Consider the following 14446-nt stretch of genomic DNA (forward strand, 5'->3'; position numbering starts at 1 on the left):
AAGGAGAATCATTGCGTAATGCTTATGCTGTGCGTATCGCATAGCGTGGTGTTGCGTATTCTCCTTACGGTTTTGCCAGAACCGCTGTCTGAGTGCGTGGACATCGCGCTTTTTTCTTTTGCTGTATAATAGAGAAATGAAACGACATGGCAACGGTACGCATCATAACGGCAATGACTATCGACGGTTTCCTCCCGGATGCCGACAATCCCCGGATGCGTTGGCTTATGACCGATGCCAAAGGCGTCCGTTTTTGGCATGACATAGGCACATACACACTTGAAGCGGATTACCCGGTCCTTGATCTTGTGTGTGACAAAGGCAGCACCGACAAATCCTGCATATACACCGCCGAAGTGTCGGATTTGGACGGTATGGAACTTATGACACGGCTCTTCCGTTACAATATAATAGACGAACTGGTAATCCATATTCTGCCTGAGATTGCAGGAACAGGAACCCGCATCTTTCAAAACGGCACACCGTCGGGGTGGGTATTAAGTAAATCCACCCGGTTCAGAAACGGTATATGTCAAAACATCTACCGGCGCAAAGCGTGATAATCTCGCAATAGACTATTGCATACCGCCGAAAAGTCTTGCATTTTGCAAGACCTCTGATTTCCATCATATTACGCTTGTATATTTTTATCACACTGATATTCTGATGAATATCGGTGTCTTGTCGTGCCTTTTGGTGCCGGTGGCACGGCATTAGCCAATATATGTAGTATAACCGATTGCGCAACACGGTGTAAAACAAACCAATTCATTTACATCAAAAAAATCAGCTATGCTATATAATGAAACAGTGCATAAGATGTTTGCCTCGCTCATGGAACGCTTTGACAAGATGGAGCGGGCATTCGAGCGGATGAACAAGCTCAAGGATTGTCTGGACGGCGACACGCTGCTCGACAACTACGACCTGTGCCGGTTGCTCGGCGTCACCAAGCGCACCCTTGCGAGATACCGACAGAAGAAGCTTATCCGCTATTACATGATAGACGGGCGTACCTACTACAAGGCATCCGAGATACAGGAATTCCTACAGATGAAAGGGAAGTCGCTACCCGCCGCCGTGAGCCACTGAAACATATCGTAAAATCTAAAAACCGTAACATCATGGAAATAATAAGCATGGACATCAGAACCTTCGATGCCCTGTTCTCCAGAATCAGGGAAATCGAGGAAAAATCCGAACTGCTGAGCCGGAAGAATGAGGACATCGGCCTTAAGAAATGGCTCGACAACGAGGACGTGTGCAACATCCTCGGAATCTCAAAGCGCACCTTGCAGACATACCGCGACAAAGGCATCCTGCCGTTCAGCCGTATCAGGAACAAGCTCTTCTACCGTCCGGAGGATGTAGAGAGACTATTACAGTCGTCGTATCACCCAAACACATCACAGCTATGAGCCATTATTTTATCGACAGGCAGGATCCGCGTGTGGCGGACCTGTTGCGCCGCCTCGGAAACATCGGGCAGGCGCTCGGACAAGTTGAATCGGTCGCACGCCCCATGTTCAAGGGGGACAGGTTCCTCACTGACGAGGAGTTGTCGCGCCTGCTGAAAGTGAGCCGGCGCACCTTGCAGGAATACCGCACCGCTCGTCTTATCCCTTACTACATTGTACAGGGAAAGGCCCTGTACCGGGAATCCGAGATACAGAGCCTTCTTGAAAAGGCGCACCGTAAATGCGTGGAGGAACAGAAGTGGCTCTAAGAGCCGCTGAGTTCCGCAATATGCGCTGCTATCAGGCATAGGCGGGAACGGTCTGCAATCACAGGCCGTTTCCCGTCTTGTTCCTGAATTTATATTTCCTTCTCTTTGCCATTTCCTTATCCATGCTTTCGTCAATAAGGGTAATTTCAGCACTTGATGCCTGCATACGCAGACGCTTCATGTCCTCATCAACCTTGCGGTCAGTCACCTGGGCGTATATCTGTGTCGTGGTAACGCTCTTATGTCCCATCATTCGGCTTACTGTCTCAATGGGAACGCCCATCGACAAAGTGATATGTGTTCCGAAATTATGCCTCGCCTTGTGGAAGGTAAGGCAGAAACCGTACTCCTTGCCGAGCTGCCGGGTAAGTTTTATCAAATAGGTTCTGCTATAAAGATTGAAAATCTTACCGTCCTGCCGCTCGTCCCTGTATTTCTCCATTATTCGCATTGGGATGTCAAGCAGGCGTATCGCCGAGCGACTGCCCGTCTTTTGCCTGTTTACATGTATCCACCACGTACCGTCCGGAGTCTGGGATATGTCATCCTCAGTCAACTGTTTAAGATCTGCGTATGCCAGCCCTGTGAATGTCGAGAAGATGAACCAATCGCGCACCCTTTGGAGATTTGGGGCATCTATCTGTTTTTCCATAAGCAGTTTCAGATCGTCAAGCCTCATGTGGCGGCTCTTGCGACGTGGCAACGGTGGATGGAGCCTCGCATATGGGTCACGGCGGAGCGTGCCCTGGCTGACTGCTCGCATCGTCATCTTCTTCAGACGGTACAGGTGTTCGTGAACCGATTTGGGCTTGAGTCCACGGTCTGCGCCGAGAAACACCTCGAAATCGTCATAAAAAGACCTGTCAAGCGCACGGAGCGGCACATCATCCATATCCCGTTTCCCGGTTACGAATGCAGATAGATGACGGTATGAGTTGAGATAGCTTTCATATGATTCCTTTGTGCGGTCTACGCCCACACGCTTGTGGAATTCCTCGTTATGTTCACGGAAAAGAGCCAAAAGGGTCGATGGCTTGCGCCCGATGCCCTTCATGGCGTTCTTAACAAGCTCGGCGGTGACGAAGCCAAGGCTGCGCCTTATATCCTCGTAATGTTCGTTTATCTCAGCTGTCAGCGAGTCTATGGCGCGGTTCACGGTGACTGCATTGGCACTGCGTCCGTCGGCACGCCCTTTTTCGGGGTTCCAGATATCCGGATTCACAGATACTTTCGTTCCTATCTGCTCCCATTCGGCGTCTATGCTGACCTTGCTCAGAAGCTGGCATGTTCCGTCCTTGCGGACTTTTGTCCGGTTGATATAGAAGAGGATGGCGAATGTGCTACGCCGTTTGGGTGTATTGTTGTCTTTATCCTTTTTCATGACTATGTGGGTTTTGGTTTATTAAATGGCGACAGTGAAGCGTGACGCTATCCGGCTGTCAAGGTTCTGTGTGTCTGTCCCGATTTTGTCATCGGTCACTTTCGCGTAAATCTGCGTCGTGGTAATCCGGTTATGGCCCAGCATACGGCTGACGGTCTCAAGAGGCACACCATGTGCAAGCGTGATCTCGGTGGCGTAGGTATGACGCCCGCAGTGATAGACCAGCCTGCGCTCTATGCCGCATATCTTGGCAATCCTTTTCAGATATGCGTTCAGGGTGGAGTTGCTGTACATCGGCAGGAGTTTCCCTTCAGGTGCCATTCCCCGGTATTTCTCGATAATTCTCAATGGCAGCTCAAGCAACGGTATCTCATATTCCACCTTCGTCTTTTTTCGCGAGGACCTGATCCAGACCGTACCGTCCTCGGCAGTTTCAAGATTATCTTCCGTCAGAAGACACATATCGCCGTATGGAATGCCTGTATAGCAGGAGAACAGGAAGAGATCGCGGACATGGTACAGACGGCTGTCGTGGAGCGGTGTCGTCATAATCCGGTGGAGTTCCTCCGAAGTAAGAAACTTCTGCTCACGCTGCGGCTTTTCTGCCTCATATCCGGCAAAAGGATCTGCGGTTATGATGCCGTCGGTGATAGCCTCCGAGACTATCATCTTCAACCGTGTTGTATGAAAGCCCACGGTGGAGGTGGCGAGTCGGCGCTGTGTACGCAGGTAGATGTCATACTTGTCTATGAAGGAACGGTCGATAGCCGTAAACGGAATATCCGACAGCTTATACTCCGTTTCCAGAAATGTTGCCAGGCATTTGTAGGTGTAATTGTATGATTTCAGTGTGCCATGAACCCGGTTCACACCGACACGCTTTGCGAAGTTCTCTATGAATGTGCTGAAATATCCCATCAGCGTTTCCTGTCCGAAAGCCATCCCCTGTATCTGGCACTTCACATCATCGGCGGTCACGCCCATGCGGACAGCCGACAGTTCCTGATAGACGGAAAGTGCGCTTGCCCTGATTTCGTCAAGCTGGCGGTTGATTTCCCTTGACGCGGCGCTCTTGCCAGTGGCACGGCCGAGCATCCATGCCTTAGGTGATGCCGAGAGTTTCGCGCTGAAAGCTGCCTCCGAGTATCTGCCTACGTTTATACGCCCCATCACCGGACACAGACCGTCATCCGACATCTCGCTCTTTTTAAGGTAGAACGAAACCTTTAATCCGCTCTGTTTCATAGCTCTATTCTTTGTTTGCAAAATTAACTGATATAGAGTAATTTGTAGGTATGCAAAACGTAGCGGAACCACGAATAGGAATCACAGATGCCATCCCGGAGCCTATATTTCTTCGCAATGCCAGAGAAAATCGCTAAATTTGCAGTAGCAAAGATGCCTGACAAGCGGGTTCTATGACATAAGACAGGGATAATCATCCATCGGCAAAACCGTCTTCAAGACCGGATTCCGGATAGGAAAAAGGCAACGGATAGGTAGCGATTCTATCTCCTAACCCTTCCAAAAACCGAATTTTCCGCCGAAAGCACCCTTCGGACGAACAACGCCAATCTCTCCTAACTCTCAACACATTACTTTATTCCCCATTTATTGCCATAGTCTCGCGAATTCTTAATTATCTTTGCATCCCCATCCCGGGTGGTCCCCTTTTCAAATGCTATCCGGGTCCATTTTCAAATGTTAGATACACTGCATATTTTATATGAGTCGAGGCTTTCTCCAAAAATTCCTTGTCGAGATTAGAATCTTCGGCAAGTTCAACGATATACTCAAACGACTCCAAAACGCTTTTGGGTTTAGCATTCTTAGCCTCATTCTTCTGTTTTGATTTGTCAGCGGTTTTTGCTTTATGAAGGTCTAATTCTCTCATTGCTTAAATTGTCTTTGATTTACGGTACAAAATTACGCCCCGCTTGTATCAAAAGCCGATACAGCACATAAAAATCACAATGGTCCTGAAAATTTCTTGACGGGGTTGCCACGTTCAAGGTTGTCGTGATTGCACCACTGGTGTGCCTGAGAATCAGCAAGAGCTTTTTCGTTTATCTGACGGAGCTTCAACAGCAGTCGTTCTCTCGCAAGAGACTTGTTTTGCAACTGTGAGCGTTCATCAGAGCATTTTACTGATAGTCCGGTTGAAATATGGGTTGCCCGCACTGCGGTCTCTACTTTGTTGACGTTCTGACCGCCTTTTCCACCTGACCGACAGGTTTCATAAACAATATCCGATTCATCAATATGCGGCAGTTCCACTTCATCAAAAAAGTTAACGCCGACAAACCAGTTGCTGCGCTTATGCACCGGGCGATAGGGATTCCTGGTAGAGCGCCAGAGTATCGTACCCTGCCATTCATTGACGATAGACTGTGGGATTATTACGTCAGAAGCAAATGTCATAGACATGAAGCAACCTTCAACCTGATTGTGAGGTTCACTATCTGTGAGTCGCAGATTGGGAATTACTTTGAGAAGTTCACGCGCCACGAGTATGACGGCTCTGGCACATTCCACCGGCCCGCGTCCGGCTGTTATTTGTATATAGTGTTTCATTCTCCGTTGTCTTTGATATTGAGTTTAGGTTTTATCATGGCGACTACCTCTACTGTCGGTCGAATAAGTTCGAGTATCTCACAGGCGGGTTTGTATGCCATCGGAGATTCATCAAGTGTGCCTGAGCATACCGATGATGAATAGATGCCTGTCATTGAAGCCTGAAAATCGTCCATTGAAATTTGTTTTTTGGCTTGGGCGCGGCTCATAATGCGTCCGGCCCCGTGTGGAGCTGTGTTGAGCCATTGCTCATTACCTTTTCCGATGCAGATTGCTATTCCGTCGCGCATATTGAATGGAATTGCAATCTTCCTGCCTTCCGATGCGTCAATCGCTCCTTTTCTTAACATTGGCACGTCGTCCGTTACCGATATATAATTATGGGTGGTAAAGATAGATTCAACACACTTAGCCTTACACAGTTTTTTGAGAATAGCGAATATGCGGTCACGGATAATCTGATGATTATAGAGTGCATAGGCCTGGGCTATAATCATATCTGAGAGATAGCCACACAGTGCATCGCCCCAAAGGCAGCCGATGTATTTTGCCCGTTTAGGATTTTGGGCTATATTGCGCCAATGGTTGGCTACCTTCACTCCAAGATTTCGCGAGCCACAGTGAATGGTCAGCCAAGTGTCTCCGGATTCGGCGTCTTCTCCATACTCAATGAAATGGTTTCCGCCTCCGAGCGTGCCGAGACTTTTGTAGAAGATGCCCTCCTGAAGTTTGATGCGACGGCAGAAGTCTGTGATGAATCGTGCATCTATGCGAGGCGCCTCATTGATAAGTTCGGGAGCAGCCGAGCGGGCCTTCTGATATTGAGAGTTCAGAAAGCGAAACAGCTCTTTCTCATTGAGTGAGTTCTTCGGACAAATATCGGTGCCTGTCGGGATTGCCTCGCGAATACGGTGGTCGAGCAGCGGAAAGTCGTCGGGGCTGGCGGCACACGAAAGACGGTGCATCGAGATAGTGCAACCAATGTCAACTCCGACATGGTCGGGATTGACATACATTCCTATCGGATAGGCTGTGCCTACATTGCATGAGTTGCCGGCGTGAACGTCGGGCATTTGCACTATAGGCACGCCCTCCATTGCCGGATGGTCGCACAATTCAATTACCCAGTCGAGTGCCGACTGCTCTATATTATCGGTGAAAATCTCAGCCGATGTCGTTTTTCCTGTAATTATCATATAGTTCTGTGTTTACTACAACGGCGAAGCCCTCGCGAGTGAACTGAAAGCGCATGTCAGCTTTGTCGGTACGCGGTGGCTTGCCATCCATATTCACTGCAAAGTTGAGATGTATGTGCGCAAAGGATTTGCGCACCATTGAAAAAATTGCTATTTTTACGGAAAATATATGATTATTGCGACAGTTGCAGGGATTTCCGCAGTTGGCTTCATCTATCGACACAATAAGCAAGCTCAACGAGCAGATTTTGCGCCATACTGGCACATCGGTCCGGCTATGGATATGGAGCATATGGCAGGATATAAGGTGGCAAAATTTATAGGCGACATATCTGATGCTTACGCAAGCGACAGACTATCATAATAGAATCTCAGTCGTTCAAGGCCCGACAATCGGAGGCATTGGTGGTGTATCCATATTTATTGAAGGTGTATCGCAACCGATGGTTTCTAATTGGAGAGAAAGCCACCGACCGCGTACCGCAGGTCAATATCTTTGCTCTCGACCGTATTCAGTCTATTACTGTTGACAAGTAGCATCCGTTTAAGAAATGTGTTGATTTTGATCCGGGACACTGCTTTGATGATACAATCGGTGTGGCTAAGGGAATATTCGACAAGGCGCGGCGTGTAGTTATCAAGATTGATCGACAACAGGCACCATACGTTGAGTCAAAGCCATTTCATAAATCGCAGAATGTTGAGCAATGTTTCCGCGACGGCTCAATTCAGTTATCGCTAAAGGTGGTTATAAACAATTAACTGGAGCGACTCATCCTCAGCAACGGCGCCCATGCCGAAATCAGTGCGCCTCCGGAGTTCCGCTCCCGAATTGCAGAATACAGGATTTGTTTTTTGTTATTCATTGTCCTGTACCGCAAAATGCGCCACCCTTGGTGTAATTTTGCGCTCATGAAAAAATGTCGTAATAAAATCGCAGTGCGCAAAATGACTGCGCAACAACAATCTAACTTTGCGGTCAGTCCGAGTGGCAAGCCACCGCGTATCGGCATTGCCGACATATGCTCTCGGCTGACTCACGAGGACTCCGTCGTTGCATAGAAATATTAAAAACATCAGAATATGAAGACAAATGAAGATTCGCATATGGGATTGAAGTGCATGTCGGCTGAAAGCCGGTGCGCAGTGGCAAAGCCATCAATACCCATCGCAATAGAAGGATATGACGTAAAGATATTTACGGATAACATCGAGGAGAAGGCCTTGGAACAGATTAAGGAACTGCTTTCGATTGACGTGTTTTCAGATAAGAAAATACGCATCATGCCCGACGTACACGCCGGGGCTGGTTGCGTCATAGGGTTCACCGGCGACCTCGGAGACAAGGTAATTCCCAATATAGTAGGTGTTGACATTGGTTGCGGTATGCGCATCCTCAATCTCGGCAAACTCTCCGAGATTGACTTTCATGCATTCCACGAGCATATTCTCGGCAATGTCCCTTCGGGTATGATTGTGCGTGAAGACCGTTTCGGTTTCAAGCCTCTTGTCGGAGAGGAAATGGAAATCTACCGTGAGGCAAAGCAACTGGTGACGGAGCTCTATTGTTACCGTGAGCTGAAAGATACCGGGCGTATCAACAAGTCAATCGGCTCGCTCGGCGGCGGCAACCATTTCATCGAACTTGACAAGGATGATGAGGACAATGTTTATCTTGTTATCCATACCGGTTCACGCAACCTCGGCAAGCAGGTCGCTGACATCTATCAGGCAAAAGCAGTGAAACATCTTACCGACGGAGCCGATGAGTTGGAAGAAACAATCAAACGTACCATTGAGGAATACAAGGCGGCAGGGCGTCGTTCAAAATTGCAGAGCGTCATAAAGAAGTTGCGTAAGGAGCATCAGGACGCCGAGCCGAATCTTCCCGCCGCCCTTTGCTATGTCGAGGGTTACGGGCGTGAGCACTATCTCCACGATATGCGTCTCTGCCAGCGATGGGCTGTGCTCAACCGTAAGCTTATATCTCTATTGCTTATGCGATTCTTCCCCGGCGTGGAGGTAAAGGAGGAATTTGAATCCGTCCATAATTATATCAGCGATGATAATATCATCCGCAAAGGTTCTATCTCGGCTGCCGATGGTGAGCGTTGTATCATTCCTCTGAATATGCGCGACGGTTCATTGCTCTGCACCGGCAAGGGCAATCCGGACTGGAACTGTTCGGCGCCTCACGGAGCCGGACGAGTTTTGAGCCGCACTCAGGCATACGAGAAAATTACGATGGAAGACTTCGAGGCATCCATGCAGGGTATCTATTCGGAGTCGGTCAACGACTTCACTCGTGACGAATCGCCTATGGTCTATAAACCGGCAGAAGAGATCATAGCCAACATCGGTGAAACAGTCAATATTGACACTATCATCCGTCCAATCTTTAACTTCAAGGCATCAAAATGAAAACTATACAATCCCCCGAGGGAGTAGCGCTCCTGATAGAAAATCTCTGGCTTCGTCATAAAGCTGGAATGAAGCAACGTTCGTGCAATGTCTTTATGGTTGAGTTACCACCACCAACAGAAGAAGAGTTGGCAGTGGCTCGTCGCAAGACACAAGAGAACGCCCACACAGATGACGAACCTAAAGAACTTTATGGAGCATGGATTTAGCGAACATCAACTTTGATGAATAAGACATTTTGACTTCATCTCATTATTATCCTCAATCATGTAGCACGAAATGATACAAGTTTTTTTGTAACTTAACGGTGTAAAACTTAGGCAGATATGAACCAACTGCAAAAATACACTTGGCTGATTGATACAATCCGACGTGCCGGGAAGATTTCGCATAAGGATCTTTCCGACCGCTGGTCGCGAAACAAAGATTTCAGTGACGGACAAGGACTTCATCGTGCCACATTCAACCGTTGGCGCGATGCAATCTATGAGCAGTTCAGCATTATGATTGACTGTCAGAAAGTTGGTGGTTATCTTTACTATATCTCTAATCCGGAGGATATTGACGAGGATAAGCTCAAAAAGTGGATGCTTGATTCATTTGCCGTCGGTAATATTATTGGTGAGAACCTTTCACTGAAAGGCCGTATATTGGTTGACGAAATTCCTTCCGGGCGTGACCACCTTACCACCATCTTGGAAGCGATGAAAGAGAACCGGGTCGTGAATATCTCATACCGTCCGTTCAAGAAGGAGCATAGTTACAGCTTTCCCATTGAGCCGTATTGTGTGAAACTGTTTGATAACCGTTGGTATGTGCTCGGTCACAACAACCGTGATGAAATAAAGATTTACGGTCTTGACCGTATGGAGAACGTAGAACCAACAGAAACACTCTTCAAGTTACCAAAAGATTTTGATGCGACAGAGTATTTCGCAACTAAATTCGGTGTAGTTATCGGCTACGATGTCAAGCCAGTGAGAATAGTTATTCGTGCCAACGAAGACCATAAACATTACCTTAAATCACTACCTCTACATCATAGTCAGCGACTTATTGAGGACTACGGCGAATATGCTGATTTTGAGTTGTATCTATCGCCAACATATGACTTCATAATGAAGTTGCTCCATGTCGGTGCAATGATTGAAGTCGTAAGTCCGACATCACTCCGTAAAAAGATGAAAGGCTGGATTTCGGATATGTACGAACTTTATAAGAACGACTAAAGATGCAATATTTGGATATTGGTGCACCATTTAGAGAACGTTGTGGAGTCTTTGCTAAGTTGTTGAGCCAACCATTTTCCCTGTTTGTCTGTCTCGGCAAGCACAGCCTTGATTGTATTGAGTTTAACGACTCCCATTCTCAATAAATTGGTATCTGATGCAACTTACCAATAATTTTTGAGATTTGTTCAGCGCCAGGTATAGCCGAGGCCGAGCATGAGGTTGCCTGATTTGGAGAAGTCAACCAGCCGGTAGCCGGTATTGAGGTAGAGGCCGTGGTAGAGGCGTGTCTTGAGATTGAACATCTGATAAAATCCGCGAAGATCAGACTTGACGGCACTCAGACGGTCATCGTCCGAGGGATAATATACCGTGTCGTGCCGCCGTGGTGTCGGCGCATACACACTGTGGCCGATGCCTATGTTGACCGAAAATATGGGCATGGAAATCTCTACACGCAGCGACACTCCACCCATGATACGCTCACTTAGCGGCTGGCGGTAAAAGCGTGGCGAATCAAATGGCGAGGATGGCTCGAAATGGGCCGACAGATTGGCTCCGTCGTCATACAGAAGGTCGACAGCGGCACCGGCCGCCACCACCGGATTGAAACGGTAGAGCGGATTAAAACTCAACCCTCCTACAAGCCAGCGTCCCGGCACCTCAAGCGCTCCCGAGCCGGTATACGGTTCGTTGACCGAGGGACTGTAGCCCCATTTGCGCCATGCGCCCCACAAAGTGATGTCGTATGACATGCCCGGGCGGAATCCGCTCCAGTCGGCCGAAAGACTGCGAGGCCTGATACCATGCAGGCGATATGTGGCCGACAGGCGTAATCCCACACGATTGACACCCGGATTTGGCAGTGAGGTATTGCCATTGGAATAATGGGCTATCTCGGGACCAAAGCGCAATGTGAGCCTGGGTGTAGCCTCATACGACAGCATGAACGCCAGACCGATATAGGCATTGACCGACGAACCGACACCGTAGAGCAGACGGTCGGCCGCATCGGTCGACGACGAATGCTTCCAGCCGAAGGATGCTCCGAAATTCCATTCGTAGTCGACGGCCAGACGCTGTGTTACCGAAGCGATACGGCTCCCCTGCAGCACATACAAGGCCACCGGCGAGCCAAGCACCCCGGAAGCCGAAAATGATGTGACGCCAAGCCCGATACCCTGCCATGCGTAGGGGTACAGACGTCCGTACTCCGAATCCGGCGCAAAACGCATGGCATACTGCAGACGCCCCGAGAATGACGATGACACCGGCTTCCCCATCCGGTTATTCCCACGCAGAAAAGGATTGGAGCGGAGCACCAGTGATGGTGTCGCGGCTATCGACAACTCGCTCGACACGCCATTGCGACGGCATGTATCGCCGGCTGCAGGACTCTGTGCCACAACATGCAGCGCCGCCGTCATCATCATCATGACGGCAATAGCCACAGCGCGTACATTAATATATCTATTCAAGCGGAATATCATTGCGGGAAACGGTGTAGTCAAACGGAATATCAATCGATAGCCACATATATACTTGGTGAGACTGCGAGGTATGCGCATTGTATATGTCAAGTATGGCGACAAACTGCATCAGCTCATTGTCTGACGCGAGTCGTATCTGTGAAGTAGTATGCGGCGGGATAGAATCTATGGAAGGAAGAGGCGGATAATGGGTAAGCAACGCGGCTCCTTCGGAAGCGAGATCGGCGCTGTCACCAAGCAGCCCCCAGCTCCACATCCACGGGTCATCGGTGAGGCTCGAAGGTATCGGAAACTCCGCACCCTTCACCATATCAAAATACATTTCACCACTCCCCTCTACCCGGCATTTATAGAATACCGGTATCGTGGCCTCGGAAAGTATGAACGGAAACTTCATAGGAGAGTCACTGTGATTGGATATACTGCCGTTGAATATTGTCGACGATGAGCCCATGTCATCATAAAGGGTAGTGCTCTGAAACTGATATTCTACCCCGCGCAATTCATACGGATTATATGCGGGTATTTTGATGGTGTCGGTAAACGACTGGTACTCGGTAGAGAATACAATCTCCACGCTTTCATCGCGCCGGGAATAATAGCGGCTGACCTTTACGTCGACACGACGTCCGGTACGCTCGACTGTCATGTCGACACGCGGATGCGACACGGTAAACCGTCCGTCCCCCTCAAGCCAGTTGCAGTTGGTCATATGCTCGCCACCGGGCAGCGTGGCGTCTATATCGTAGTCGCCCGACTCGACATATATGGCCATCGTCATATTGTCGGCAGGGAGCAAAAAACTGCATTCTCCCCCACTCCCCGGAATGGAGTACGAATCCTCGGCAGGGATGTCGAAAGTATCAATAAATATATCGTTGTTGCACGCCGCAAACAGGAGCGGCATGCACATATATGCTATTATCTGTCGGAGAAATGTCATAAAGGTGGGTAGGAAAGATAGTGTGGTTTTATTGGCCGGAATGCGGAATGTCATAAAGAATCAGACTCGGGTACATACACATATGCGCCAAGATCGGGCTCGGCCCCGCGCTCATTGCCGAAGAAATCTACCGCAGCCTCGCGCAGTGTGAGAGCCGGGTCGGCGGCACCGATGGCCGGCGATCCCTCGCGCAGGCGATAATCGAAGTAATAGTCGGAACGCACAGTATAAAACATAGGGTCCTGCCCCCACATGATTGCCAAGAAATTGTCGTCGTCAGAGCCGTTAGGCTTCAGCAACGATGTACGCAGATAGAAATCGTAGCCGAAAAGGTCGCCCGGCGAAACAATCCCCCCGTTACCGTATATGATGGAGTTGCTTATATCACCCGCGGCATCATCGGCGGCAACATATACCATGGCTCCGTTTACGGCTGAAAACAGGTAGTAGTTGGCCAAAGTGCAATGATTGATAACCAGATGGCTCCCCTCGCCTGCCTCCACCACATTATCGGCGGCCTCGGCAAGCTCACACCCGATGGCACGCACGGACGCACCGGTAACAGTAAGGACATTGGCAGCGGAGTTGCGCAGACGGCAATTGACCAAAGTAAGCACAGGGAGTTGTGGATTTGCTCCCTCGCCTGACACCTCTACCCCCCATGTGGTGTTGCGCACTACTGTATGCGACATGCGGTTGCCAGTCGAACCGGGCATGAACTCTATGCCCCCCCACTGACCCGACATAATGTCATAGGGTATGCTCCCTACCACCTGATCGAAACGGTCACCGGCAATGTCGACGGGAGCCTCGGGAGTACCTTCGGCCACAAGCTTGCCGTAGACGCGCATATAAACTCCGGCATGGAAACAGAGCTGCTGTCCGGCACCAAGCGTAAGTGTAGCGCCAGGCTCAACCACAAGACTGTCGAAAATCTGTATCGGTTTCGTGCTTTCCCAACGTGTATCTGACTGAATACGCGGTTCATGCATACGTGTCACATCGCGTCCGAAAGCATTCAGTACAATGGTCGACGTAAGGCCGTTGACAACTATGTCGACAGGAGCGTTGATTTCTACCGGCAATTGTGCGCCGTTTTCCGGAAGAGTGGCCTCGACGAGCACAAATATGGAGTCATTGGCGCGAATCTCAACATCAGTAAAGTCGCGCCCCGCCATCCCGTCGACATTGAAGCGGAACACATCGCGCCATGCATCGTCGCGCACACGCAACGACGACACAATCATACCCTTGTCGTGTCTGTTATGGATTTTAAACAAATGAGTCGGAGTGCCCTCTCCGGTAAATACGAGTCCGAGGCGAAGTGTGTCGGCGGAAAGCTGAGGCTGGTCGGAAGGATTGGTCGAAAAACCATCCTCGACACATGCCGAAAGCATGATAGCTGAGAACATGCCGACAGCCCATATATAGAGTGCGATTATTCTGTTCATATATGCATGATTAACGGCGAAAGACAGTCAAATAT

The 14446-nt window shown here is 49.3% G+C and carries 16 protein-coding genes and 1 pseudogene; 8 read left to right on the forward strand and 9 right to left on the reverse strand.

The features are described 5' to 3' along the window. The first annotated feature begins 146 nt into the window (after positions 1-146). From ADH68_RS00575 to ADH68_RS00590, 4 genes are all read left to right on the forward strand, one after another. The gene (locus tag ADH68_RS00575) at positions 147-560 is read left to right on the forward strand and encodes a hypothetical protein (protein WP_068960243.1); all 414 of its coding nucleotides are present in this window, start codon (positions 147-149) and stop codon (positions 558-560) included. A 232-nt stretch (positions 561-792) separates the two neighbouring features. Next, a complete protein-coding gene (locus ADH68_RS00580) occupies positions 793-1092 on the forward strand; it encodes a helix-turn-helix domain-containing protein (protein WP_016273985.1) in 300 nt (99 codons plus the stop codon). Between the two features lie 32 nt (positions 1093-1124). After that, the gene (locus ADH68_RS00585; RefSeq protein WP_016273984.1) at positions 1125-1418 is read left to right on the forward strand and encodes a helix-turn-helix domain-containing protein; all 294 of its coding nucleotides are present in this window, start codon (positions 1125-1127) and stop codon (positions 1416-1418) included. Continuing rightward, on the forward strand, positions 1415-1726 hold the full coding sequence (locus ADH68_RS00590; protein ID WP_016273983.1) for a helix-turn-helix domain-containing protein: 312 nt from the start codon (positions 1415-1417) through the stop codon (positions 1724-1726). Before ADH68_RS00585 ends, ADH68_RS00590 begins: the two co-directional genes overlap by 4 nt. Positions 1727-1784: 58 nt before the next feature. Here the strand turns inward: ADH68_RS00590 and ADH68_RS00595 are convergent, their stop codons facing one another. The 6 genes from ADH68_RS00595 to ADH68_RS00620 form a co-directional block, all read right to left on the reverse strand. Beyond that, the gene (locus ADH68_RS00595) at positions 1785-3107 is read right to left on the reverse strand and encodes a site-specific integrase (RefSeq protein WP_068960242.1); all 1323 of its coding nucleotides are present in this window, start codon (positions 3105-3107) and stop codon (positions 1785-1787) included. 21 nt (positions 3108-3128) lie between these two features. Further along, a complete protein-coding gene (locus ADH68_RS00600) occupies positions 3129-4352 on the reverse strand; it encodes a site-specific integrase (protein ID WP_068960241.1) in 1224 nt (407 codons plus the stop codon). A 436-nt stretch (positions 4353-4788) separates the two neighbouring features. Continuing rightward, positions 4789-5001 (reverse strand): hypothetical protein, encoded by a 213-nt coding sequence (locus ADH68_RS00605; protein ID WP_068960240.1) that lies wholly within the window; start codon positions 4999-5001, stop codon positions 4789-4791. A 74-nt stretch (positions 5002-5075) separates the two neighbouring features. After that, the gene (prfH, locus tag ADH68_RS00610) at positions 5076-5681 is read right to left on the reverse strand and encodes a peptide chain release factor H (RefSeq protein WP_068960239.1); all 606 of its coding nucleotides are present in this window, start codon (positions 5679-5681) and stop codon (positions 5076-5078) included. Continuing rightward, positions 5678-6877, reverse strand: coding sequence for an RtcB family protein (locus ADH68_RS00615; RefSeq protein ID WP_068960238.1), 1200 nt, complete (start codon positions 6875-6877; stop codon positions 5678-5680). The genes prfH and ADH68_RS00615 overlap by 4 nt, the downstream gene beginning before the upstream one ends. After that, on the reverse strand, positions 6846-7169 hold the full coding sequence (locus tag ADH68_RS00620) for a hypothetical protein (RefSeq protein WP_068960237.1): 324 nt from the start codon (positions 7167-7169) through the stop codon (positions 6846-6848). The genes ADH68_RS00615 and ADH68_RS00620 overlap by 32 nt, the downstream gene beginning before the upstream one ends. Before the next feature lie 59 nt (positions 7170-7228). Here ADH68_RS00620 and ADH68_RS14245 point away from each other — a divergent pair. The 4 genes and pseudogenes from ADH68_RS14245 to ADH68_RS00640 form a co-directional block, all read left to right on the forward strand. Beyond that, a pseudogene (locus ADH68_RS14245) lies at positions 7229-7414 on the forward strand (WYL domain-containing protein); the annotation flags it as partial. Between the two features lie 546 nt (positions 7415-7960). Continuing rightward, positions 7961-9298 carry an RtcB family protein gene (locus tag ADH68_RS00630; RefSeq protein ID WP_232321454.1) on the forward strand — a complete coding sequence of 446 codons (1338 nt, stop codon included), beginning with the start codon at positions 7961-7963 and terminating at the stop codon, positions 9296-9298. Further along, positions 9295-9507 (forward strand): hypothetical protein, encoded by a 213-nt coding sequence (locus ADH68_RS00635; protein WP_068960236.1) that lies wholly within the window; start codon positions 9295-9297, stop codon positions 9505-9507. The genes ADH68_RS00630 and ADH68_RS00635 overlap by 4 nt, the downstream gene beginning before the upstream one ends. A 117-nt stretch (positions 9508-9624) precedes the next feature. Beyond that, a complete protein-coding gene (locus tag ADH68_RS00640; RefSeq protein WP_068960235.1) occupies positions 9625-10527 on the forward strand; it encodes a helix-turn-helix transcriptional regulator in 903 nt (300 codons plus the stop codon). 188 nt (positions 10528-10715) lie between these two features. On the opposite strand, the gene ADH68_RS00650 is transcribed toward ADH68_RS00640, so the two are convergent. From ADH68_RS00650 to ADH68_RS00660, 3 genes are read right to left on the reverse strand one after another with little or no spacing between them, the layout of a single operon-like run. Further along, positions 10716-12005, reverse strand: coding sequence for an acyloxyacyl hydrolase (locus tag ADH68_RS00650; RefSeq protein WP_157755852.1), 1290 nt, complete (start codon positions 12003-12005; stop codon positions 10716-10718). Further along, positions 11998-12960 carry a hypothetical protein gene (locus tag ADH68_RS00655; RefSeq protein ID WP_128712370.1) on the reverse strand — a complete coding sequence of 321 codons (963 nt, stop codon included), beginning with the start codon at positions 12958-12960 and terminating at the stop codon, positions 11998-12000. Before ADH68_RS00655 ends, ADH68_RS00650 begins: the two co-directional genes overlap by 8 nt. 50 nt (positions 12961-13010) lie before the next feature. Continuing rightward, a complete protein-coding gene (locus tag ADH68_RS00660; protein ID WP_068960232.1) occupies positions 13011-14411 on the reverse strand; it encodes a hypothetical protein in 1401 nt (466 codons plus the stop codon). Positions 14412-14446 lie beyond the last annotated feature (35 nt).

Origin of the sequence: Muribaculum intestinale (genome assembly GCF_002201515.1) — a bacterium.
GTDB classification, from domain to species: domain Bacteria; phylum Bacteroidota; class Bacteroidia; order Bacteroidales; family Muribaculaceae; genus Muribaculum; species Muribaculum intestinale.